Genomic DNA, 23,489 nt, shown 5'->3' with positions numbered 1-23,489 from the left:
GCGCTCTACGCGCCGGCTCAGGTGTTGACCTGATTTCCGTCAGAATCGGTATCTCGTGCTTGGCGGTCAGTGTCTTTGTAGTGCAATTTGTCGTACCTGTTTACCGGAGGTGCATCCTTCTGCTCGCGGTAGAGCGCCCGTGTCAGCCAAGCACCGAAAACATCGTTGAATCCGGTGGGATGCCTTCGCGTGAGGAAGGGGGTCCACCACCACGCCACGAACACAGCAGCGAAACCGCACAAGAGGACAGGTCCGAGAATCGACCGCTGTGGAGCGGTGAGCCAAGCGAAAACGATGGTAAGGATCGACGAACTCCAGTAAATCGTTCTCGCATGACTGCGGTACATCACGTAGGGCGTAGATACGATCAACGCCACAGCCCCTGCAGCAATCGCACAAATCGCATAAAAGGTGGTCATGGTGCCGGTTCCGCTTGAGGAACGGTGTGTCGTCGGTATATGGAACTCTTCGGGAGAAAACGCAAAACGAGGACCGCCGCAGTGCCCGCGACAGCGCCGATCCGGGTGGTCGAATTGTCAGTCACGAGGAACACCATCCCACTCGCAGCCGTCAACGAAACGGCCAAGGTTATCGCGCCCCGCATCGGATTGCCTGCTGCGGCATCAAGCGCCGACAGCACCCCCGAGGCTAGGCAGAATGCAATGGCAGCGATCAGCAGGTAATGCACGGTCTCAGTCCCTTCTCTTGGAGCGATCGATCATTGTCTAAGGCTTCAATCAAATGATCGGCCTGCCCGGGTACCCAAGTATGCCCCGAGTAGCGATCCTCCGATTGCACCGATTCCGCCCCCGACTGCGGCACCTATCGGGCCGCCGAGAAACCCGCCGAGTGCGGCGCCACCTTTGCCGCCTGCCCATCCCAATGCGATTGCGCCACCGGAATTTCCCACAGTTTCGCCACGTGGCGCGCCTTCGCGCCACTTGATGACACCCGAGGCAACCTCAACTGCCACCGATAATCTGCTTAAAACAGTACCCACTGCCGCCGACCGAGCGGCCTGCGCAGCGCTCGGGAGCGAACCAGCATGATGCACACCGGTGTTCGCAAGGGCGCCCGCAGATTGCAAGCCCGAGGCGGGGCCACCGAGCGCGGTGCTGCCTTTACTCAAGACAGTTGCGATCTCGGAATCTGTATAGCCGCGGTCTCGCATCTGATCCACCTGCCATTGCAGGTCGTCAAGTTGTTGCTGTGCGGTCAGAGGGACGTTGCCAGTGAAGTCAGCAGGTACGTCGCCATGGGCGAGCGCCCGTTGGTTCGCGGCCCTCTGCGCGGGGCCGATCAAACCGTTGTTGGGATCAGAGTCAAAGATCCCGAATGGTAATTCCATTGGAGGATCTGGCTGCGTCTGCGTTTCCATGTCGAGGTTGTCGAGTGGGTTCCACGGAGGCTCGCTCGCTGTACCCCCGGGTGTATCGGTGCCCGAGTCGGTCGGCGATCCGATATCGAACGGCAGAGGCGTTGTCGGTGCCGGCTGCGTCGGGGCGTCCATGTCGAGGTTGTCGAGTGGGTTCCACGGAGGCTCGCTCGTATCGGTGCCCGAGTCGGTCGGCGATCCGATATCGAACGGCAGAGGCGTTGTCGGTGCCGGCTGCGTCGGCGGATCCATGTCGAGATTGCCCAGTGGGTCGATCCCGCCGACGTCGTTGTAGGGGGAGTCTGTCGGGACGTTGACCATGACGGTCCGCCGGACTGGTTGACGACCTCACCGCCGCCTTGAAGGGGTGTAGCGGTGACGTCTCGTCCGGTGACCGGGTCGCTGCCGCCGTAGGGGCCGTCAGCAGTGACCGGGTAGATGACGCCCGGGGTCGGGATAACGACTTGGTAGAGCTTGCCGTCACGGATCTCGTAGTAGGTGGGAACCGGATCGCCGTTGACGTCGTACGCCCACGCAGCGGCAACGGTGCCCTGCAAGTCTCCGTTCGCGTCGTAGACACCGACGGACCCGTCGTCGTTGATGCTCATGTGTCCGCCGGGTGGTAGGTCGACCACCATTTCAGCTTCATGCGAGGAGGTTTCGTCGTGAATGAGGAAGATGGTGCGTTGTCCGCCACCTGGGTCGGGGATGACCACGACGTCCTGACCGCCGACGAAATACGGCATGAACGGTTTCGCGACCGTACCGACTACCTGGGAGAGAACCGACTCCCACGGACGCGCGCTCACACGCGCACTGAACGGTCCCGGCCGCCCCCTCACTCTCATACCCGCAGCGGTGAACGCCGCGGCCCCGACGAGGACCAGTTCGAGATACCGGTCACGGCCCGAGTCCTCCCCGGCGGTGGAAACATCTGCTGCCGGGTCCGGAACCGTTTGGGCCGGTGCGATATTCGAATCCGAATCCGCGGGGATCGGTCCGGGACCACGATCGGTGGTGGTTCCCTCACCCGGGGTGGGTGTGGGTGAGGGAACCGCTGATGCCGATGCATTGGGGAATGCACCGACACCAGTTTCCGAGGCCGGGGACTCGGAAGTAATGGGCGGAACCTCGATCGTCGGAACCGGGACGATGGGGGTGCCGTTGTAGGTGGGAAAGTTCGTCGGAGCATTCGCGCCGACATTCGGGCCACCGCCTGGAGCCTGCGCACCGGGGAGCCCGACCGTGGTCGTCGGCGCAACTGTCGCCGTCGTGGACGGCGCACTCAGGCACGGGTTGATGATCTCTGGCGGGATGGGTGCACCAGGTGGCAGCGACGCAATGAGATTCAGGTAGATCTGATGATCACGTGCCCGCACCGCCGCGCAGTCTTCTTCCGGCGTCGCGTTCGCCGGAGCGGCGGAGAGTGCGATTCCCGCACCGATCACTCCGGCCGCTCCGGTCAACAGCGCCCCGGCGGCAAGCACTCCCGCGAGAGTCCGGCGAAGTCGTCTACCGGACTTCACCGGTGCGCACCACGATTGTCACTCTTCTTCGTTCGGAGTAGCGCGATGAGTTTGTCTGCGCCCCAACAGAACAACCGTCCGGAGATCGACATCCACAAGAAGAATGCCAGGTAAACCAGGATCGTCCCGTAGTCGTTCGCCCAGCCGGCGAGCTTCCCGATCACCGCGAATGCCGCGATCAGCAACCCCAGTCCGACTGCGGTGGCGATCACAGCCTTGGAAAGTGGACTGAGTTCGCTGTCCGGATCCCAGTCATCAACGTCTGCAACGTCTTTACTATCGACGGCAGTGGATTCCGACTGGACACTGCGGCGTTCGGCGTTGTTGACGGTCATGGCTGGAACTCCAAATAGGAAGGGAGAGCGGGGACAACGGGCCGCCGACGTTCGGCCTGGTATCAGTTCCAGTACTGCTCCGTCAGCACTATGTGCCCCTCACTGGCGGGGTGATTCGGGTCGGAGACAAAGACATTGGCATGCCCACCACGCGCGGCTGCTTCACCGAGCACAGCTCCTTCGAGGGCGTCGACCTTGCCATCGGTAACAGTTATCGCGGAACCAGGCGCCAACCAGACCCCCCTCAGCGAACCTGGAACGATGTTCGCAATCGCATCAGGAATCGGGCTCGCCGCCAATGCCGCGGTTTCCGCATTCGAGAGCGAAAGTCCGATCCGGCCATGTTCCGGTTCGACGATCGGAGTTGCGGCAGATGCCACGCCGGCGCCGAGAACACCGATCAGGGCGATACCTGCGGTGAGAGTTCCGGCAGTGGCCAAGGTACGAATCTTCATGATTTCTCCTTTGTGGGCGTGATGAGTAACCACCCCTGGACGGGACGGATCGGGAATAGTCGCCAGCAGCGCTGACGACGGCTGCGTGGGTTAGAGCCAGGTGGGATCGGAGTACACGAACAACGTGTTGTCGGACGTCGCCGTCGACACCGAGAGTTGTGCGTACGAGCGGATCGTCACCGGCCCCATGCACGCATCAACCTTCACGTGCACGTTCTCTGCCGTGATCGACGCCTTCGACGACTCGAGATCCTTCTTCCCCAACGGAATCGTCGTGATCGTGCCCGGCGCAATCGTCGACTGAATACTCGGATTCACCGACGCATTCACACCCACGTTCGCCGACGGGACACCCGAAATACTCACACCGACAGACGGGCCGAGCGAAAAGCCAAGCCCCAAGCCAAGTCCGGAGGAAACATCGATCTGGCAGCCGATCTGCAATCCCTGCTCGACATATCCGGTCTTCACCGCCGAATCGCCCGCACCACCAATCGTGCCGGTCACCTTCGCCGACACGAACCCCTCACGGGTGAACGCCGTCGTCGCCAGGTTCGGCACCGGGTTCGCCGACAGTTTCGTCGCGGCGAGATCCAACGACCAGCCGTCATCGGTGACAGTGCTCGCGAACTTGTCCGCCAACGCCGTCGGCGTTGCCGATGCACTCCCTGCGAAGACCACACCAGACGACAGCGCGGCAACCGCACACGCCGCGAGCCCTACCGCGGCCCTCGATCGACGATGGGATACGCCGTTTTGCGATTCGATCGACATGAACTGCTCCTCCACGTGACACAGCAACCAGAGCGGTAGCCGACAACTAACTGAATTAGTTACCGGACGGTACCAATCGTCCTGTTTGCCCGCCAGTGCGCCATCTCCCCCATCTTGGATTTAGGATGAACATTCGGTAACAGATATATATCGACAGGCTTATCAGCAGCGAAAAGGACCTAGGTCCCACTATGAGCAAGGTCACCGTTTACGGACGAGAAGACCCCTCAGAAACAGTGCGGCAAATCGGATTCGACCCGCATCCCGCGGGCCTCAGAGCAGCTGAAGGCAGAAAGTGCGGGCATCAAGCCAGTGTGCGTACTTGAATATGAAACCAACAGGCATTACCTGGCAATCAATCGTGAAGTACGGCGCCCAAGCGGGGCCTGGGAGCGCAACGCTGCACAGCTCCCGCGGAGATACTCACTTCATGGTCGGCGCGAACTCGTCGGACCCACGGGCATCGCATCGTTAGCTTGTCAATCACTGATAGGCGCAGACGACGCACACAAGTAGTACGCAAGTACGAGAAAAGGCTCTGACCAAGACCGGAGTCCTTGATCAGAGCCCTACCAACTCAGGGTCGAACGTTATGCCGGTTCTCTCATGATGCCGAGATGCCGTGCAGTCCCGGACACCCCAGGAACCTCTTGCACAGGAGACCAGGTGTTCAGCCCGTCCGTGCTGTCGGAGTAGAGATACTTTCCTTCGGTATAGGCGTCGAGATAGATCCGCCAGTCGCCGCTCGGCAACTGAACCACGGCCGGACCTTCGACAAGCGAACCCCAATTCCCGGGCGGGACAAACGAATAAGGTCCCGTCACCGAAGGAGCGACCGCATGCTCGACGACCTTCCTCGTCTCGTTCTTGGTGAACGCATGATAGGTCGATCCGACTTTGACCACGGTGGTGTCGATGTGGTCCGCACCGATCCCGGCGAGCGGAACAGGCGGGCTCCACAACCGGAGCGACGGTTCCAACGCCGTCATCAGATACGGCACAAATCCTCCACCGGTCGACATCGACAGGATGACGTTGACGCGATCGCCGTCCACAAACCATTCAGGCGCCCAGGCCTTGGTGACGAATGGTGACAGCGACGGTCCGTCGCTGAAACCAGCCGAACCCGAGAAGCCCGGGGGGCTCGCAGAACCGGTGCCATCTCCCGTACCGGGCATCAAGGCGCAGCAAAACGGAACCGGATAGTTCCCCAGCGGCGTCCAGTTGATGCGGTCGCTGCTGCGTGCAAACCCGATGTTCGCCCCACCACCCGTCGTGTAGGTGAGGTAGTACACCCCGTCCGTGTTCCGGAAGATGCTCGGATCACGCACGAGCCCAGACGGCGGCCTGTACGCCGACTGCTGGACGAGCTGAAAGCCGGTGCCGTCAGCCGACTCGTAGACATCCATGTCGCGGTCGCTGGCATTGCTGAACGCCACCATCGTGTATTTCCAGTCAGGCGGCGGCGCGGCGCTGCTGGCAGGGGCTGCGACCAGCAACCCCGCGACGACGAGGATCACCAGCGATACAACAGAAAGGCCGGTCCGTTTTGTCGGAATCACCGATGAAGTATGTATGACAGCAGGCCCTCCATGGGTAACTTCGGTCGGAGGCAGAGCAGGATCGTTACCTAAGTCGATTCGTCTTGTAGTGACGGCGGGACGGCGGCAAGGTCGGCCGTTAGCATCACGCCATGGAACTTGGGGTGCATTTCGCGCTGTCAGACAGCGTGGCAGCGGAACTTCTGGACGCGCGCGGCGACGACGACAAACTCGGCGCTGTGGTCGAGGACATCGAGGAGACGGGCCGATCCGAGTTCTCGTGCGACACGGACAAGGCGTGGGATCCGATCCTGTGCGCCCTCTCCAGCACGGGGTACGAGCGCGTGTCCGAGAACTGGCCGGCCTACGGCGTGATCTTGGGGGACGAAGACCTCAACACCGACACCGACGACCAACTCGTCACCTACCTGGCACCCGATCGGGTCGCCGAAGTCTCCTCGTACCTGGCGGAAGTCACCGAATCCGAGTTCGGCGTGCGCTACGACGCAATGCCACTCGACGACCGCAACCCGGAGTACGGCTCCGACGAGCGCGGGTACGCCTGGGGCTGGCTTCAGGAAGTGGCGGACTTTTTCCAGCGCGCGGCCCGAGAGCGTCGCCACGTGGTATTCACCGTGCGGTTCTGACGCCCACTACCCAAGCAGTGTGACTCCGAAAACAGTAAAGGCTCTGACCTGGACCGAAGTCCGAGGTCAGAGCCTTTGCTTTGGCGGAAGCGGAGGGATTTGAACCCCCGGTGGGTTTAACGCCACGCTCGCTTTCAAGGCGAGTGCATTCGGCCGCTCTGCCACGCTTCCGTGGGCGATCCTATCGGGTGTTCCCACGGACCGCGAAAACGGCTCCGGAGTCAGCGCTCGCCGATGGCTTTGTCGACCTTCTCGAAGACGTCTGCCAGCACGTCCAGTTCCTGGGGAGTCAGCAGATCGACCAGATTGTTCCGCACTCCGGCCACGTGAGTAGGCGCTGCCTCGGCGAGGCGACGCCTACCCTCTTCCGTGATCCGAGCGAGCACGCCGCGACCATCTTCGACGCAAGTGTCTCGCACGACGATGCCCTGAGATTCCATCCGCCTGATCTGGTGCGTCAGGCGGCTCCGCGAAGACAGCACGCCGTCTGCCAGGTCACTCATCCGCAACGACCCGTCAGCTGACTCCGAGAGCATGACCAAAATGCGGTAATCGGCCAACGACAGGTCGTGTGAATCCTGCAGTTCGCGGTTGAGAACCTCCATGAGGCGCTGATTACCGTCCATGTAGCCGCGCCATGCACGCATCTCGCACGGCGTCAGCCACGGTGTCTCACCGTGCGCCGCCTGCGATGTCTCCTCGGTTGTCGCTTCAGCTGTCACAGGTTCCAAGTTTAGACCTGTGTCCGCCCGTCACAGTAAGACTCACCCTAAAGTCACGAATTGGACATCAGGATCGAACGATCGATTTCGGCGACCGATGCCAGCCCCGCCAGTCCCATGGTGAGATCCAGGTCGGCCAAGAGACTCCGGAGCGCATGACGCACTCCGTCCGCTCCGGCCAATCCCAACCCGTACACCCACGGCCGCCCGTACAGCACTGCGTCGGCACCCAAGGCCAGAGCCTTGATTACGTCTGCGCCACAACGAATTCCGGAGTCCATCAGGATGTCCACCTCATGCCCCACCGCATCAGCGACGGGACCGAGAGCATCGAGTGCCGAAATCGACCCGTCAACTTGACGCCCACCATGGTTGCTCACGACAATGCCGTTGGCGCCGGCTGCGACGGCCTCACGTGCGTCGTCGGGATGGACAATTCCCTTCACCGCGATCGGAAGTGTCGTCCACTGGCGAAGTTTCGCGATATCCGCGATCCGCACCGCATGATTGCCGAACAACGACACCCACGTGAGAACCGCGATCTGCAGCGCTTCTGCGCTCTCCTCGGGCGGCGTCGCCAGTTTGGCGCGGAACACCGGATCCGACAGGTAGTTGGCAATACCCTTCGCCTGCAGGAACGGAAGGTGACCGAGTTCGAGATCCCTTGGACGCCAACCCATACCGGGAGTATCGGCAGTCAGGACGATAGCCTTCGCGCCCGCCGTCTCCGCCCGACGGACAAACGACTCGGCAAGCTCGTCGTCGGCCGGCCAGTACAGCTGGTACCACCAGTTCTCGCCCGAGGCCGCCGCTACGTCTTCGATGGTCGAGGACGCCGCCGTCGAGAGAATCGATCCGATCCCCAACTCGGCAGTGACCGAACCGACCGCAACCTCGGCGTCGTCGTGGACCAAGCCGAGCACGCCCACCGGAGCCGTCAGGATCGGTGCAGCCAACCGCGTCCCCAACACCTCGACGCTCAGATCACGCGCGTCGGGCGCCGCAGTCCCCCGCAACATCCGCGGCACGATCGCATGCTTGTCGAACGCCCGCAGATTCGACACCGCGGTTCGTTCGGTCGACGCGCTACCGGCGATGTACCCGAAGGCCTCCGGTGAGAGTTGCTCGCGCGCGGCATCTTCCAAGCCTGCCGCAGTCATCGGCAAAGCCGGCTTCGCGCCGCTCAGTCCCGTCAGATAAATCTCGTTCTGCATGTTCCCGAAGTAAGTCACGTCCGCGACGGTAGCGGCAAAACACCCGTCAGCGGGGAGATTCGCTAGCGTCGTATCCATGTACGCCATAACGATCGATCAGCCCGGCGGTCCCGAGGTCATGAAATGGGCGCAGCAGCCCGATCCTGAACTACCTCGCGGGCACGTACTCGTCGAGGTCGCCGCGACCGCAGTCAACCGCGCCGACCTGCTCCAACGTCAAGGCTTCTACCCGCCGCCGCCCGGCGCGAGTGACATTCTCGGCCTCGAATGCTCGGGTGTGATCACCGAACTCGGCGAAGACGTCACCGGTTGGTCCGTCGGCGACGAAGTCTGCGCACTGCTGGCCGGCGGTGGCTATGCCGAGAAGGTTGCGGTCCCGGCAACACAACTTCTCCCCGTTCCCGCTGGCGTCGATCTCCGTGTCGCAGCGTCACTGCCGGAAGTTGCGTGCACAGTGTGGTCCAACGTCGTGATGCGCGGCGGACTACGACGCGGACAGGTACTACTCGTCCATGGCGGTGGCGGCGGAATCGGCACCCACGCCATCCAGGTCGGCAAAGCCCTCGGCGCCCGCGTCGCAGTTACCGCGGGTTCGGAGGACAAATTGAACCGCTGCCGCGAATTGGGCGCGGATATTCTCATCAACTATCGCGACAGCGACTTCGTAGCATCACTCGCCGAAGCCACCGACAACCACGGCGCCGACGTGGTTCTGGACAACATGGGAGCGTCGTACCTCGGGCGCAACGTCGACGCACTCGCCATGGACGGCCACGTCGTGATCATCGGAATGCAGGGTGGCCGCAAGGGCGAGGTCGACATCGCCAAGCTGATGGGAAAGCGCGGAAACATCACGTCGACGGGCCTGCGTGGGCGTCCGCTCACCGGCCCCGGCGGTAAAGCGGACATCGTCGCCGACGTCCGCGCGAAATTGTGGCCGTTGATCGCAGACGGATCGGTTCAACCGATCGTGTCGACCGAACTTCCGATCACCGAGGCGCCATTAGCCCATCAGTTGCTGGATTCGCCGGAAACCGTAGGCAAGGTCATCCTCACCGTGAAGTGAGCCGAGCGGGATCGATCAGCCCAGGGCGCCGAGTTCGGCGACCAGCTGATTGATCTCGTACCGCGTCGTGTACGGCGCAAGGCCGACGGTGACCGCGCCGCCTTCGTCGTTGACACCGAGGGCGTCGAGCAGCCTGGAACCGCCGTGCGTACCGCTGACCGTCGCGATGCGCTTGTCGGCCAGATGCGCGGCGACCTTGTCTGCCGCCATGCCCTCGAGCGTGAAGCTGAGCGTCGGCACCCGCGTAGGTGCGCCGCCGATCACCATCACGTTGGGTAGGGCTGCGAGAGAACGCATGAGGTGATCGAACAGACCGTCCTGGTAGTCCTGCAGCGAGCTGATCGAGGTTTCGAGGCGCTCACGCCTGGTTCCCGTTGCCGATTCGTCCAAGCCCGCCAGGAAATCGATCGACGACGTGAGACCGGACAGCAGCGCGAACTGATGACCGCCCACCTCGAGTCGCTCGGCGCCACGCGCGTACGGGTTGAGCGACACGGCCGGAATTCGGTCGAGCAGTCCGGGATCGCGGAAGACGAGTGCGCCCACCTGCGGACCGCCCCACGACGGCGCGCTGACGGCAACGATGTCCGCCCCGAGATCAGCCATGTCCACATGCGCATATGGCGCTGCACCGACGGCGTCGACCACCATCAGTCCGCCGAATTCGTGCAGACGATCAGCTGCGGCGCGGACGTTCGGAGCCGAACCGACGACCGGTGATGCGGCCGTCAAGGCCACCAATCGAGTGGTCGAGGTGATGAGATCGTTGAACTGCCAACTCGGGAGCTCACACGTTTCGATTTCGACCTCTGCCCATCGCACCTGAGCGCCGTAGCGACTGGCCACACGAAGCCAGGGCGCGACGTTCGCCTCTTCGTCGAGGCGCGAGAGTACGAGACCGGTTCCGAGGCCCAACCGCGAACTGAGCGACTCGGCGAGCCAAGCCAACAACACCGCTCGGTCTGATCCGAGAACGACTCCCGCAGGATCTCCGCCGACCAGATCGGCGACCGCGGTGCGCGCACTCTCGAGAATGGCAGCACTACGACGGTTCGAGACGTGGCGACCGGAGGAAGAAGATGCAGAGGCACGGAACGCGGTGGAGACCGTCCGCGAGACGGCGTCCGGGATCTGCATTCCGGCCTGCGGATCGAGGTGGATCCAGCCGTCACCGAGTGAGGGAATCAACCCCCGTACGCGGGCAACGTCGTAAGCCATGCTCGACACTCTAGGTGCAGACGCCCGCTTAGTCGAAGGCAGTCACCCAATTACCCGTCAGTACAGTTATTCGATAGCTAACTTTTTGGGGGTTACGCGGCGTTTGTCGCCCACACACGACAAGATGGAAGCATGACGAACCCCGACAAAGAGCAGGTACTCGTTATCGGACCCGACGGTCGACCCGTCGCGATGCCGGCGGCCGAGGCAGAGGCCTCCACCTCCGGCACCAACGAAGGCGCGGAATCCGAAGCCGAGTCCGTCGCCGAGATGGTCGAGCAGCCGGCGAAGGTCATGCGAATCGGCACGATGATCAAACAACTCTTGGAAGAAGTGCGCGCCGCGCCGCTCGACGACGCCAGCCGCAAGCGCCTCAAGGACATCCACACCTCGTCCATCCGAGAACTGGAACAAGGCCTGGCACCCGAACTCCGTGAAGAACTCGAGCGACTGAGCCTCCCGTTCACCGACGACTCCATTCCCTCCGACGCCGAACTGCGAATCGCGCAGGCCCAACTCGTCGGCTGGCTCGAAGGACTGTTCCACGGAATTCAAACCGCACTGTTCGCCCAGCAGATGGCAGCGCGCGCTCAGCTCGAACAAATGCGTCAGGGCGCACTGCCTCCCGGCATGAGCATCGGAGCTCCGCATTCGCCTGCACATCCGGACCAACAGAGCCCAGGAACCGGCCAGTATCTGTAACTCGGACCACCGCTAGGTCCGAGGGAAATCCGGCGCCGACGCCAGGCCGGTAGGCTCGACCTCCGTGTCAGCATCCGCAATCGAATCCGAGACGCCGGACGCACCTGCGCCCGTGTCCGACTCCCAGACGTTCCGTCGTGCGTTCAAAGACCTTCGCGACGGTCTGAATCAGCGTGAGTTGTGGCTCAGCCTCGGCTGGCAGGACATCAAACAGCGCTACCGCCGGTCGGTGATCGGTCCGTTCTGGATCACGATCGCCACCGGCGTTCAGGCCGCCGCGATGGGTCTTCTGTACTCCGCGTTGCTGAACATTCCGCTCAAGGAGTTCCTGCCGTACGTCACGGTCGGGCTGATCGTGTGGAACCTGATCAGTGCAAGCATTCTCGAAGGTTCCGAGGTCTTCATCGCCAACGAGGGCCTGATCAAGCAGTTGCCGTCGGCGTTGAGCGTGCACGTATATCGCCTGGTTTGGCGTCAGGTGCTGTTCTTCGCGCACAACTTTGCGATCTACATAGTTCTGCTGTTCGCGTTCAGCATCTGGCAGAACATGAGCTGGACTGCGCTGGCGGCGATACCGGCATTCCTGCTGATCGTGGCGAACACGCTGTGGGTCTCGATCGTCTTCGGCATCTTCTCCACCCGATACCGCGACATCGCCCCCATCCTGGGCAGCATGACGCTCCTGCTGTTCGTGCTGACGCCGATCATGTGGACAACTCAGGCCCTCAAGGACCAGGGCGGGCAAGCCAGCGAGCGAGTCCGGCTTGCCGAGCTCAACCCCCTGTACCACTACCTCGAGATCATCCGAGCACCACTCATCGGGGCCGACCAGCAGGCATACCACTGGTACATCGTCATCGCCTTCACCGTCGTCGGCTGGGCCGTCGCGATTCTGGCACTCCGCAAGTACCGGGCACGCGTGCCCTACTGGGTCTAGAGGAAACACATGAGTCAGCCAGTCAGCATCCACACACAGAACGCGTGCGTCGACTTCCCGATCTTCGACGCGAAATCCCGCTCGCTCAAGAAGGCCTTCCTCGGCAAGGCCGGAGGATCCATCGGCCGCAACGACTCCGATGTCGTCGTCGTCGAAGCGCTCCGCGACATCACGATGACGCTCAAGGAAGGCGACCGCATCGGGCTCGTCGGCCACAACGGCGCCGGCAAATCCACCCTGCTGCGCCTGCTCTCCGGAATCTACGAACCGACCCGGGGATCCGCCAGCATTCGCGGACGCGTCGCACCCGTCTTCGACCTCGGTGTCGGCATGGACCCGGAAATCTCCGGGTACGAGAACATCATCATCCGCGGCCTGTTCCTTGGTCAGACCCGCAAGCAGATGCTCGCGAAGATGGACGAGATCGCCGAATTCACCGAACTCGGTGAATACCTCTCCATGCCACTGCGTACCTACTCCACCGGTATGCGCGTTCGCGTTGCCATGGGCGTCGTGACCAGTATCGATCCCGAGATCTTGCTTCTCGACGAGGGCATCGGTGCCGTCGACGCGGAATTCATGAAGAAGGCCCGCATCCGGCTGCAGAAGCTGGTGGAACGCTCCGGCATCCTGGTATTCGCCAGCCACTCCAACGAATTCCTCGCTCAGCTGTGCAACAGTGCGATGTGGATCGACCACGGCCAGATCCGCATGCAAGGCGACATCGAAGACGTCGTGCGCGCCTACGAAGGTGACGACGCCGCCGAACATGTGCGCCACGTGATCAAGGAAATGGAACGGGAGAACACCCCGTGAGCGCACCCGAGAAAATCATCGGGGTCGTCGTCACTCACAAGCGTCGTGAACTGCTGGCCGAATCCTTGAAGGTTCTCAGCACCCAGTCGCGTCCGCTCGATCATCTGGTTGTCGTCGACAATGCCGACGAAGCCGATGTGAAAGAGCTCGTCGACAACGCTCCACTGCCGACCAGTTACATCGGTTCTCAGCACAACCTCGGCGGTGCCGGAGGATTTGCTCTTGGCATTCTCTACGCGCTTTCACTCGGCGCCGACCGCGTCTGGCTCGCCGACGACGACGGCCGCCCGGAGGGGCCTGAGGTCCTGGAAACACTGCTCGACTGTGCAATTCGGAACGACCTGGCCGAGGTCTCCCCCGTCGTCTGCGACATCGACGACCCCGACCGCCTTGCCTTCCCACTTCGCCGCGGCACGTCGTGGCGCCGGTTGCGTTCCGAGCTCGGCGACGAGGATCTCCTGCCCGGCATCGCTTCCCTCTTCAACGGCGCACTGTTCACCGCCGACGCGATCGATGCCGTCGGAGTTCCGGATCTACGCCTGTTCGTCCGCGGCGACGAGGTCGAGGTACACCGTCGCCTCGTGCGCTCCGGCCTGAAGTTCGGTACCTGCCTGCAAACTGCTTACGTCCACCCCAACGGCGCGGACGAGTTCAAGCCGATCCTCGGCGGACGCATGCACACGCAGTACCCCGACAACGACACGAAGCGCTACTTCACGTACCGCAACCGTGGATACATCCTCTCCCAACCGGGAATGCGGAAACTGCTTCCGCAGGAATGGGTTCGGTTCGGCTGGTACTTCCTGATCACACGCCGCGATCCGGCCGGACTGCGCGAGTGGATGCGATTGCGCAAGCTCGGCCGGGAAGAGAAGTTCGAACGTCCGAGTTAAGTCGGCCGCCCCGAGTTAATTCAGTTGCACAGTCGCGTCTGCGGCTGAGACGATTCTGATCCGACGCATGGTGCGTCCTGAGATTTTCGAGGAGTGAGTATTGATGACTGTCGTGTTCCGCAGTTTCAGCACCGTCAACATTCACACTTCTTCGTACTCGAGGACACACTCACCATGCCGGAAAACAGCGCGCCCCTGAACGAATACGGTTGGAACGCAACACTCTCGAACACATTCACTGCCCTGGCCCCACCGGACTCCGCACCCGGGCGCGTTCTTCGCGTCGACCGGGGGCGGTGTGACGTGGCCGTCGCCGAAGGCACAGTTCGCGCACTCAGCGGCAGCGATCCACTCTGTACGGGTGACTGGGTCGCCGTGGCCGAGTTGCGGGACTCACGCGAACCCGAGATGCACACGGTCACTTCGATACTCCCTCGATCAAGCAGCATCGTTCGATCCTCGGCATCCGGAAAATCGGAAGGCCAGATTCTGGCGGCCAATGTCGACACCGTCGTCATCGCCACGGCTTCGGACGGCGACGTCGATCTCGGGCGCATCGAGCGACTACTCGCACTCGCCTGGGAAAGTGGTGCAACCCCTGTCGTCGCACTCACCAAATCGGATGCAGCTCACTATATCTCCGACACTCTCGCCGAGGTCACTGCCATTGCGCCCGGCGCAACAGTGCTGGCCGTCAGTGCCGAGACCAACGAAGGAATGGATGTACTCGATGCAGTTCTGGACGGCACCGTGGCGATACTCGGTCCATCAGGCGCCGGTAAGTCGACGCTCGCGAACGCCCTCCTCGCGGACACCACAGACGCCGATCGACTCGAGACCGGTCGCGTTCGGACCGGTGACGGAAAGGGACGCCACACCACCGTCACCAGAGAGTTGATCTCATTCTCCGGCGGCCGGACACTGATCGACACACCCGGCCTGCGAGGGGTCGGCATGTGGAACGCGGCGGAGGGGATCGACAAGACGTTCCCCGAGATCGAGGAGCTGATTGCAGAGTGCCGGTTCTCCGATTGCGCACACAACTCCGAGCCGGGATGCGCAGTCCTGAGCGCACTCGGGCGTGGCGATATCGATGAGCGGAGGCTCGCGAGCTACCGGAAACTACAGCGAGAGAATGCATGGAACGCCGCGCGAAGCGATGCTCGTCTGCAGGCAGAGAGGACGCGGGAGATCAAGGTGATCTCCCGACAACTCAAGAGTCACTACCGCGGTCGGGACCGGTAGCGAACAAAGCCTGGCAGCATGGGGGTGATCCCGACGAGAGGTTGCCATGTTCGAGCAGTTCCGTTCCAGCGCCAGAACCAAGCTTCAGCGTGCGGTATCCGAGGTGGTCGAGGCCGCCGACCGGCGCAACGCAGATCGCACGCAACAGATCCTCGACGCGCTGGCACTCTCACGTGACGAACTGGCCGAGGCCCGCGGTGACATCGCGGGCCTCCGGTCCAGGATCGACGAGCTGGAATTTCGCCAGCGTCGGGATCTGGCCTACGCCGTGGATCTGGAAGCGACAGCGTCGACTGCCGAGTTCATCCTCGAACACCTTCGAGTCGCGGAGACATTCGGCCACCCGCACGACACGCTGCGCCACGCATTGGGCTTGATCGAAATACCCGGCATGGCACTCGAATTCGGCGTCGCCAGCGGAACCACACTCAGGATCGTCGCGGAGGCTTTCACCGAACGCGAGGGGACCGTCGCAGGTTTCGACGTGTTCTCCGGCCTTCCGGAGACCTGGCGCACCGGGTTCCCGGTCGGCGAGTTCGCACAGGAATCCATCCCCGAAGTGCCTGGAGCGCAACTTGTTCCGGGCCTCTTCGAGGACACCTTGCCCTCGTTCCTGAACGACGAACCCGGCCCCGTTGCGTTCCTGCACCTCGACGCCGATCTCTACTCGTCCACCAAGACGGTGCTCGATCTCCTCGGCGACCGCCTGGTACCCGGGTCGATCGTCGTCTTCGACGAATTCTTCAACTATCCCGGGTGGCAGCAGCACGAGTACCGGGCGTGGACGGAGTTCGTCACACGCACCGGCATCTCGTTCGAATACCTCGGGTACACCGTCGACAACGAGCAGGTCATCGCCAAGATAGTGCGCTGAGGCTCACTTTTCGTACAGACGGGCCCAGTTCTCGCGGCTGGTGAGCTGCGGGAACTCGCGAGCGAATGCTTCAGCCACACTTGGTGCTTCGGCGAGGAACCTCTTCATGACGCCGGCGAGGCGGCCGCTCATCTCGGCGGCCTTCTCGCTGTCGAAGCGGCGTTCACGCACGCCTCCCTGCGAAGCATCGGTGACGAAGACGTGATCGAAACGTCCGACGTGCCACCACTGCGCGTCCTCGTACGAAATCGCCACCGGACCTCGCTCGAGGTGATTGCGAGCCTGCATCACAGCGCGTTTCGCCAGAACGAGGTCCGTCCACAAACCGGGTTTCGGGCTGGGCGCAACGCGGCGGATCGGCAGCCTGCCCGGCAACTCCGACGCCGGGCGAGTTACCGTCTCGGGGAAGCGCTTACGCTCCTGGTTGATCGCGGCAAGCGCCTCCTGCCCACCGTCCGCCAAACCTTCCGGCCCCTCGAGGAATCCCTCGATTGCCCGGAGTTGCGTGTGTGCAAGGCCGTACTGCAAACCCACGATCGAATGCGAAATGTCGCGGGAGAGCTGCTTCGCGAGGGTTTTGGGTGCAAACCCTGGGTCAAGCGCAGCGGTGATCAGTCCGTTGCGCGTACTGAAGTAGTGCGCAAAACCGTCGACGTCCTTCCAATAGAAGTCCGCATGCCAGACAGCAGCCGACGGCAACGTGATGGTGGGAATCCCGGCCCGCCCAGCCCGCAAGCTGTACTCGACGTCGTCCCACTGGAAGAAGACCGGCAGTGGCAAGCCGATCCGCTCGATGGCTTCGGCAGGGATCAGGCAAGACCACCAGCCGTTGTATTCGGCATCCACGCGGCGTTCCGGCAGCTTCTCGAGCACACTCCGGTTGCGAACACCGTGCTCATCGGTCGGTACACCACGCTGCAGGGTGCCCAGATCGACGCGTTCACCCGAAGCCAACAGGAAGTCGGGGTTGAACAGAAAGAGCATCTGGGCGCCGATCAAAGCCGGCTCCGTCGTCATGTTCGCGAACGCACTCAGTCGAAGAACCGATTCGGGCTCGCACAGAATGTCATCGTCCATCAAGATCACGTCGGCGTGCGGTCCGGCCGCCGAAGCTTCGTACAAGCCCCGCGTGAACCCGCCCGCACCACCTAGGTTCGCCTGCCGCAGATACTGCAACCGCGAACCGAACTTCTTCGACACTTCCTGGAACAGCTCACGGCTCTCTACCGGATCCGTTCCCTGATCGACGACGTACAGAGCGTCGAGCAACGCGAGTACACGCTCGTCGGACGCGAGGGCCTCGACCGTGCGCGCACAGTCGTCCGCACGATTGAACGTGCAGATCGCCACGGCTACCGGGCGAATCGACTCCGGCGAGACGACGGTCCATTCCACATCGTCGACCACTGCGCCGCCACCCTGCGCTTCGAACTGCAGCCACAGTGCCCCGCCGTCGACGAAAGTATCGAGCGGGGCGGTCATGGACACTCGCTCGTCGCCGGTCACGACGACGTTCGTCACGATCCGGCGGTGACCACCGATGTCCGAGGCCTGGATCTGGATGCGGCAAGCGGTATCGGCCACGACATGCGCGGTGACAGTGACCTCGGTGACGTTGGTCCAGCGCTGCCAGTAGCTGGCCGGAAAACGACCGAAGAAGGTGTTGGTGTGTGCGACGGCCCCGGGCTGAAGCCGCAACTCGAATCGCGATCGCGTCGACATTCCGACCTTGGTCACCGCATACAGTTCGTCACTGGCGACGGGCGAAGTTCCGGTGAACAACGTCCGCTGCGCCAGCAGTCGATCCGACGTCGCGCTGCGTTCGATCAACTCGACTCCGGAATCGGACTGGTCATCGGTCGTGTTCACGGTATCCACGCCCCGCAGGGTATCGCGAATCCGCACCTCGGCGCCCCGGGCACCGAGTCACACCAGGTCTACCCGTGATTACTCACGGCAGCGGCGGAGCGCAGCTCGGTCTTTCGCCGACGAAGCGACAACAGACCCTTCGCCATCTGGACCACGTCCTTGGGCGAGATACGGCTCGCGTGCGCCAGATGATCGTCGCTGAGTCGGATCGGGACCTCGACCGGGCGCACCCCAGCCAATTCGAGCGCGTAGTCCAATTCGGTGGTGAAAAGGAATCCACGCTCGGTCAGCGAGGGTGCGATTCGACGCAGCAAGACGCCGTCGACGATGAAAGTTCCCTGGGGGTCGCCCGTGCGGGTACCCAGTACCACCCGTCGCAGCGTCGCGAATCCACCCGTCATCACCGAACGCAGCAAGCCACGTTCCACCTCTGAGTCCGAATGAGCCTTTGAACCGATGACCACCGGCGGGACGGACCCTAGATCCGCCATCACGCGGTCGGCGCCTTCGATGTCACCGAAACCGAACGGAAGGTCGTCCGCGGTGAGCAACACGCGTCGTCCACGAGAAGCAAGCGTCCCGGCGCGAAGCGCTGCGCCCATCCCTTTGTCGCTGCTCATCGGCAGGAAGGTCACTCCAGGCCAAGACCAGGAAGCTGCCAGAGCAGCACACACGTCGGCAGTGTTGTCCGTCGAACCGTTCTCCACGACGATGATCTCGACCTGACCGGCGCTCTCGGCCGGGCGGCTGGTGAAGTACTCGGCGAATTGACGCACCGTCGACTCCAGCACCTCGCCTGAGTTGTATGCGGGGATGATCACCGAGAGTTCCGGCGTAGCTGGTTCCCCACGAACGGGTTCCGTTCGCGATGTCGCCACGTCCCGATCTCCTTACTTCCCCGACTGCAGTTCGAACTCGTCGGAATACTACGCTCCGAGAAACAAGGCGCAGCCCAGGCTCCGAGAAAAAGAGCACGACCCAGGCTCCGAACAACAGCCATCGACTCGAAGACGAAAGCACATCGTGAAATCTGACTTACCGCTCGCACAACGCGTGGTGCCGCCAATTCTTCTCGCCGCTCTGGTGTCGATCGTCGCCGCCATCCCACTGATCTCCAATCGGTGGTTCTACTACTGGGACGACAGCGCAGCAGCTTTCACGCCTGGTTGGCACACGATCGGCGAGCGAATCCTGTCCGGGTCATGGCCGACGCTCATCCCCGAATTGTGGGCCGGCGGCAATGTCACAGCCGAAGCCCTTTACGGGACATACAATCCCGTGATCCTTCTGGATTCGGTTGCCATTGCACTCATTCCGAACCTGGGAATCGGAATCACCCTGGTCAAGATGCAATTCATGGCGATTCTCGCGGTAGGCGTTTATCTGGTGGCCCGCCAGTACGGCGCCAATCGGTCGATGGCTTTCATCGCCGGATTTGCCATGCCGTTCGCCGGATACACGCTCTATTTCGACGCCTCCAGTTGGGCGTCCGGGCTGATCGCCTTCGCCTGGATCCCCCACGTCTGGTGGTCTACCCGCGCCAGCGCCCTCGGCCGAGTGAACCCCCTGGTACCGATCGTTTTCGGCTATCTTGCGATGACCACCGGAAACCCGTACGGCGCTGTCGGTGTCGCGGTCGTCTACCTCGCTGTCATAGCGGAATGCATCGCAATCAAACGCGCAGGCAGCATCAAATCACTGATGATCAGCGCGGCAGCGATCATCATGATGTCGCTGATCGTGTATCTACCATTGCTCTTCACCACCGGCGTGTCGGTGCGTACTCAGTCCGGAATCGCGAACGACGGTTCGCTTCGACCCGATCTCGGTGACCTGCTCAACCTCTCCGGCCCGTCGAACCAGCCGTACGTCACCGCTTTCGCTTCGCCTGCCATGACGATTCCGCTGGTATACCTGGCCTGGTTCCTCATACCGCTCGCACCGTGGATTCAGTGGAAGTCACTGAAGAAGTTGGGCCGCCACAGCGTCTCGCTGTTCGTCTTCGGCGGAATTTACGTCGTACTACTTCTCGGACCGTCGAATCTGTGGCTTTTCCGTTGGCCCGCGCGACTGCTCGAGTACGGTCAACTGCCCGCCATCGTGGTCACGGCGGTCGCCCTCTCTGCCGGACTGCATCGTGATCGAATCCGGACAAGATCAATCATCACCGCGGGATTGTTGGCACTTCAGTTCTATCTTGCCTGGTCGAATGTCCCGGAAGACATCGGTATTCACTCGGCATCACTGATAATCACCGTGGTTCTCACCGTCTTCGCGTTGGTCGTGGCCTACCGAAAGCCCCGCTACCTCGCCGGTGCACTCGCTGTCGGCATCGTCGTCGTGCTCAGTGCTCAGACCAATTTCTGGTTCACCGGAAACTACAACGTGACACCGTGGAAGTTCCCCAGGCAGGTGGCATTCCTGGAGTCCAAGTTCGAGGACCGTTACCAGGGAACCACTTTCGCGATTGCCGACCCCGTCAACATCCCGCCGGACAACGAAACCGGGCAGTGGGGTGACCTCCTGTTCGGCAACGCCTGGCAGCCTGCCGGAGTCAATGCCGTCAACAGCTACGCCGGAATCAGCTACAACGATTTCGTTCAAGCACTGTGCTTGAACTACTACGGCGGCGTCCAGTGTCCGGACGGCGTCGACCGACTGCTCGCTGAATCGCCGGGAACGGGTGTGTCCTGGCTCGACGCGATGCGAGTCGACACGGTCGTCGTTCAGAATTCCGGACCGTACGGCGGAAAACACGCCCTCGACGCCCTACCCGAGGGCGAGTGGACCGTATCGCCGGATCGGGTGGTCACGGTCGGCCATCGCACCACCGAGCATCAGTGGCCCGAGGGTCGCGTATCCGCAGCGACGCCTGGTCTCGACGTACGTGGCGATGCCGCCGCTACGGACACCAGGGAAACCGTCGAGTACACCGGGTCCGGCACGGTTACATTCGCCCTACTGGCCTGGCCGGGCTGGACGGCGACTGTCGATGGTCAGACGGTCGAGACGAAGGCGAGCCCCGGCGGGTTGTTGCAGGTCGATCTACCGCCGAGTGCCACGTCCGGATCCGCCCTCACCATCGAATTCAGTCCACCCGGAAGCACTTTCGGCTGGACTGTCGCCGGCGTCGGATTACTCCTGGCACTGTCTCAAGGTGCCTGGGCCTTCCGACGCCGACGCAGCGGTCAGGACGACAACGCTGCAGCCAACGCAGATTCCGTCACCTCGTGAACCGCGCGGTGAGCGGGCAGAATCGACGCTCGCTCACCGTCCGCGTCACCGGTGCCCTGCACCAATCCGAGGAAATGCGTCAGCTGCGCGGCAAGCGGTTCCTCGCTGTAGCGGATCGTCGGAATTTCGATGACCGTCTGCTGCTGGTAGCCGTCCCGATCGGTGGGCATGTTGTCGTCGATGTGCCGGTAGATCGTGATGTCGCGACGCAGGAGATCGATCTCGATGAGTCGATCGGCCTCGAGCAACGACAGCTGGCGAATCTTGCGCTGACTGATCCGGCTCGCGGAAATCGTTGCAACAGCACCTGATCCGAAGCGCAATACGGCGTCGGCGCAATCTTCCGACCGGTTCTGCACGGACGTCGGGTGGAAGTAGCCGAACTCCCCTTTTGCCAAACTGGGTTCCGAGCCGGCAAATCCGATGGCAAGGTCGATATCGTGAATCAGCAGGTCCGTCGCGACACCCGTCGGAATGCGGGAAACGAACGGCGAGTGGCGGATACCGTTCACCTGCCACACATCGCCGGAGAACTCACGGGCGGTGCGGACAGCGGGATTGAACCGTTCGAGCAGTCCACACATCAGGGGAACACCGGACGCGCGCGAACGATCGACCAGGTCGACGCTCTGCTCGTACGTCGCAGCCAACGGCTTCTCCACCAGGACAGGCTTCCCCAGATCGAGAACCCGCCCGGCCAACTCGTAGTGCGCCGGCGTAGCAGCGGCGATCACGACGGCGTCGATACCGTCGAGCGAGTCGAAATCGGCGGCCCAACGCGTATCGAACCGCGCAGCAACAGCTTTGCCCTGCTCCTCGCGCGGCTCGATCAGCAGATCCAACTCGCACAGCGGCGACTGCGCGATGACCCGCGCATGCAGCGAGCCCATCTGACCGGATCCGACAAGAGCGATACGTGGCTTGCTAGCAGTCATTTTTCAGGCCTCCATGGCGCCGCGTACCGCGGCAACGATCTGATCGACGTCGCCGGCGGACAACGCAGCGTGGACGGGGATGCTCAGGCACCGCGACGCAACCGAAGTGGCCACCGGCGTCTCGTCGATGACGACGCGCGGATGTTCGCGGTAGCACTCGTAGTCGTAGACGGCCTTCGGGTAGTAGATGCCGCTACCGATGTCCTTCGCGGCCAGACGCTCACTCAACTGGTCGCGAGTGATCGGTGCGTCTTCGGCCAGCAGCAAGGTGAACTGATGCCAGACATGTCCACGACCGGACAGTTCGCTCGGCAGGATCAGTCCTTCGACGTCCTTCAGGCCGACACGCAAGGCCTCCGCATTCCGGCGGCGCGCCTCGACCTGCTGCATGTACGTCGCCATCTGGGGCAGAGCCAAGCTCGCCTGGAGGTCAGTCATCCGGTAGTTCTGGCCGACCATCTCGTACTGGTAGCGCGCCCGCATGCCCTGGTTGCGCAGGACCCGAAGTCGATCGGCGATCGCGTCGTCGTCGGTCGTGATCATTCCGCCCTCGGCGGTCGTGAGGTTCTTCGTTGCATAGAACGAGAAGCAACCCACACCGAAACTGCCGGCGCCTCGCCCGTCGTACGTCGCTCCGTGGGCCTGAGCGGCGTCCTCGACGACAGTCAGACCGTTTTTCGATGCCAGCGGCATCAATGCGCCCATGTCCGCCGACTGTCCGTACAGATGAACCGGCATCAGCACCTTCGTGCGGTCACCGATTCGATCGGCAGCGACTGCCGGGTCGATGTTGAAATCGGACTCGGAGATATCGGCGAACCGCGCCGTCGCGCCTGCCTCGAGAATCGCATTGAGCGTGGCCACGAACGTGAACGGCGTGGTCAAAACCTCGTCACCTGGCTGAAGATCCTGGACCTGGAGAGCCGCGATCAACGCCGTAGTGCCGTTGTTCACCGCCACCGCGTGTCGCGTGCCCACCAGCGCCGCGAACTCGTCCTCGAGCCGCTTCACCTTGGGTCCCTGCGCGACGATTCCCGATCGCAGAGTGTCCAGCACCTCGCGCTCGACTTCTTCCCCGAACGAGATACTGGATATCGCGATCACTGAGTTA

General features: G+C 62.6%; 22 protein-coding genes and 1 tRNA gene. 9 read left to right on the top strand and 14 right to left on the bottom strand.

Going from position 1 to position 23,489, the window contains the following annotated elements:
* Positions 1-733: 733 nt before the first annotated feature.
* The 6 genes from ACBG85_RS01475 to ACBG85_RS01450 all read right to left on the bottom strand — a co-directional run bounded on the left by ACBG85_RS01475 (position 734) and on the right by ACBG85_RS01450 (position 5,907).
* Positions 734-973 carry a hypothetical protein gene (locus tag ACBG85_RS01475; protein ID WP_372025905.1) on the bottom strand — a complete coding sequence of 80 codons (240 nt, stop codon included), beginning with the start codon at positions 971-973 and terminating at the stop codon, positions 734-736.
* Between the two features lie 326 nt (positions 974-1,299).
* Positions 1,300-2,901: a hypothetical protein gene (locus ACBG85_RS01470; RefSeq protein ID WP_372025902.1), complete on the bottom strand. Its 1,602-nt coding sequence runs from the start codon at positions 2,899-2,901 to the stop codon at positions 1,300-1,302.
* Positions 2,898-3,236, bottom strand: coding sequence for a hypothetical protein (locus ACBG85_RS01465; RefSeq protein WP_020968151.1), 339 nt, complete (start codon positions 3,234-3,236; stop codon positions 2,898-2,900). The genes ACBG85_RS01470 and ACBG85_RS01465 overlap by 4 nt, the downstream gene beginning before the upstream one ends.
* A gap of 62 nt (positions 3,237-3,298) precedes the next feature.
* The gene (locus tag ACBG85_RS01460; RefSeq protein WP_020968150.1) at positions 3,299-3,691 is read right to left on the bottom strand and encodes a hypothetical protein; all 393 of its coding nucleotides are present in this window, start codon (positions 3,689-3,691) and stop codon (positions 3,299-3,301) included.
* Between the two features lie 90 nt (positions 3,692-3,781).
* The gene (locus tag ACBG85_RS01455) at positions 3,782-4,465 is read right to left on the bottom strand and encodes an MspA family porin (protein ID WP_020968149.1); all 684 of its coding nucleotides are present in this window, start codon (positions 4,463-4,465) and stop codon (positions 3,782-3,784) included.
* Positions 4,466-5,055: 590 nt separating this feature from the next.
* A complete protein-coding gene (locus tag ACBG85_RS01450; RefSeq protein ID WP_228402308.1) occupies positions 5,056-5,907 on the bottom strand; it encodes a glycoside hydrolase family 43 protein in 852 nt (283 codons plus the stop codon).
* Between the two features lie 251 nt (positions 5,908-6,158).
* Here ACBG85_RS01450 and ACBG85_RS01445 point away from each other — a divergent pair, with 251 nt between their 5' ends.
* A complete protein-coding gene (locus ACBG85_RS01445; RefSeq protein ID WP_030535796.1) occupies positions 6,159-6,653 on the top strand; it encodes a DUF1877 family protein in 495 nt (164 codons plus the stop codon).
* 81 nt (positions 6,654-6,734) lie between these two features.
* On the opposite strand, the gene ACBG85_RS01440 is transcribed toward ACBG85_RS01445, so the two are convergent.
* The 3 genes from ACBG85_RS01440 to ACBG85_RS01430 all read right to left on the bottom strand — a co-directional run bounded on the left by ACBG85_RS01440 (position 6,735) and on the right by ACBG85_RS01430 (position 8,667).
* Positions 6,735-6,824, bottom strand: a tRNA-Ser gene (locus ACBG85_RS01440).
* Positions 6,825-6,874: 50 nt separating this feature from the next.
* Positions 6,875-7,300 (bottom strand): MarR family winged helix-turn-helix transcriptional regulator, encoded by a 426-nt coding sequence (locus tag ACBG85_RS01435; RefSeq protein WP_020968140.1) that lies wholly within the window; start codon positions 7,298-7,300, stop codon positions 6,875-6,877.
* A 128-nt stretch (positions 7,301-7,428) separates the two neighbouring features.
* A complete protein-coding gene (locus ACBG85_RS01430; RefSeq protein ID WP_044480920.1) occupies positions 7,429-8,667 on the bottom strand; it encodes a lactate 2-monooxygenase in 1,239 nt (412 codons plus the stop codon).
* Here ACBG85_RS01430 and ACBG85_RS01425 point away from each other — a divergent pair.
* Positions 8,666-9,655 carry an NAD(P)H-quinone oxidoreductase gene (locus tag ACBG85_RS01425; RefSeq protein WP_007731765.1) on the top strand — a complete coding sequence of 330 codons (990 nt, stop codon included), beginning with the start codon at positions 8,666-8,668 and terminating at the stop codon, positions 9,653-9,655. The two genes, ACBG85_RS01430 and ACBG85_RS01425, sit on opposite strands and share 2 nt — an antisense overlap.
* Positions 9,656-9,670: 15 nt before the next feature.
* Here ACBG85_RS01425 and ACBG85_RS01420 read toward each other — a convergent pair whose 3' ends face one another.
* On the bottom strand, positions 9,671-10,873 hold the full coding sequence (locus ACBG85_RS01420; protein WP_007731767.1) for a cysteine desulfurase-like protein: 1,203 nt from the start codon (positions 10,871-10,873) through the stop codon (positions 9,671-9,673).
* Between the two features lie 132 nt (positions 10,874-11,005).
* On the opposite strand from ACBG85_RS01420, the gene ACBG85_RS01415 reads away from it, so the two are divergent.
* The 6 genes from ACBG85_RS01415 to ACBG85_RS01390 all read left to right on the top strand — a co-directional run bounded on the left by ACBG85_RS01415 (position 11,006) and on the right by ACBG85_RS01390 (position 16,340).
* Positions 11,006-11,575 (top strand): bacterial proteasome activator family protein, encoded by a 570-nt coding sequence (locus ACBG85_RS01415; protein WP_372025897.1) that lies wholly within the window; start codon positions 11,006-11,008, stop codon positions 11,573-11,575.
* A 64-nt stretch (positions 11,576-11,639) separates the two neighbouring features.
* Positions 11,640-12,512 carry an ABC transporter permease gene (locus ACBG85_RS01410; RefSeq protein ID WP_372025894.1) on the top strand — a complete coding sequence of 291 codons (873 nt, stop codon included), beginning with the start codon at positions 11,640-11,642 and terminating at the stop codon, positions 12,510-12,512.
* A gap of 9 nt (positions 12,513-12,521) precedes the next feature.
* The gene (locus tag ACBG85_RS01405) at positions 12,522-13,328 is read left to right on the top strand and encodes an ABC transporter ATP-binding protein (RefSeq protein WP_007731776.1); all 807 of its coding nucleotides are present in this window, start codon (positions 12,522-12,524) and stop codon (positions 13,326-13,328) included.
* On the top strand, positions 13,325-14,221 hold the full coding sequence (locus ACBG85_RS01400) for a glycosyltransferase (RefSeq protein ID WP_007731778.1): 897 nt from the start codon (positions 13,325-13,327) through the stop codon (positions 14,219-14,221). Before ACBG85_RS01405 ends, ACBG85_RS01400 begins: the two co-directional genes overlap by 4 nt.
* Before the next feature lie 174 nt (positions 14,222-14,395).
* Positions 14,396-15,466, top strand: a complete 1,071-nt coding sequence (rsgA, locus tag ACBG85_RS01395; RefSeq protein WP_312638728.1) for a ribosome small subunit-dependent GTPase A — start codon at positions 14,396-14,398, stop codon at positions 15,464-15,466.
* A gap of 46 nt (positions 15,467-15,512) precedes the next feature.
* On the top strand, positions 15,513-16,340 hold the full coding sequence (locus ACBG85_RS01390; protein ID WP_020968135.1) for a TylF/MycF/NovP-related O-methyltransferase: 828 nt from the start codon (positions 15,513-15,515) through the stop codon (positions 16,338-16,340).
* Between the two features lie 3 nt (positions 16,341-16,343).
* Here ACBG85_RS01390 and ACBG85_RS01385 read toward each other — a convergent pair whose 3' ends face one another.
* Both ACBG85_RS01385 and ACBG85_RS01380 read right to left on the bottom strand, forming a co-directional pair.
* Positions 16,344-18,209, bottom strand: a complete 1,866-nt coding sequence (locus ACBG85_RS01385; protein WP_158170273.1) for a glycosyltransferase — start codon at positions 18,207-18,209, stop codon at positions 16,344-16,346.
* A 68-nt stretch (positions 18,210-18,277) separates the two neighbouring features.
* On the bottom strand, positions 18,278-19,087 hold the full coding sequence (locus ACBG85_RS01380; RefSeq protein ID WP_054827093.1) for a glycosyltransferase: 810 nt from the start codon (positions 19,085-19,087) through the stop codon (positions 18,278-18,280).
* A gap of 145 nt (positions 19,088-19,232) precedes the next feature.
* Here ACBG85_RS01380 and ACBG85_RS01375 point away from each other — a divergent pair, with 145 nt between their 5' ends.
* Positions 19,233-21,443, top strand: a complete 2,211-nt coding sequence (locus ACBG85_RS01375; RefSeq protein WP_372025889.1) for a hypothetical protein — start codon at positions 19,233-19,235, stop codon at positions 21,441-21,443.
* On the opposite strand, the gene ACBG85_RS01370 is transcribed toward ACBG85_RS01375, so the two are convergent.
* Entirely contained in the window at positions 21,398-22,378 is a 981-nt protein-coding gene (locus tag ACBG85_RS01370; protein ID WP_007731789.1) for a Gfo/Idh/MocA family protein, read from the bottom strand. The two genes, ACBG85_RS01375 and ACBG85_RS01370, sit on opposite strands and share 46 nt — an antisense overlap.
* Before the next feature lie 3 nt (positions 22,379-22,381).
* On the bottom strand, positions 22,382-23,482 hold the full coding sequence (locus ACBG85_RS01365) for a DegT/DnrJ/EryC1/StrS aminotransferase family protein (RefSeq protein WP_042950324.1): 1,101 nt from the start codon (positions 23,480-23,482) through the stop codon (positions 22,382-22,384).
* Between the last annotated feature and the right edge of the window lie 7 nt (positions 23,483-23,489).

The organism is Rhodococcus sp. NyZ502 (genome assembly GCF_041464245.1).
Taxonomy (GTDB): domain Bacteria; phylum Actinomycetota; class Actinomycetes; order Mycobacteriales; family Mycobacteriaceae; genus Rhodococcus_F; species Rhodococcus_F qingshengii.
This window is presented reverse-complemented; position numbering and strand designations above follow the sequence as displayed.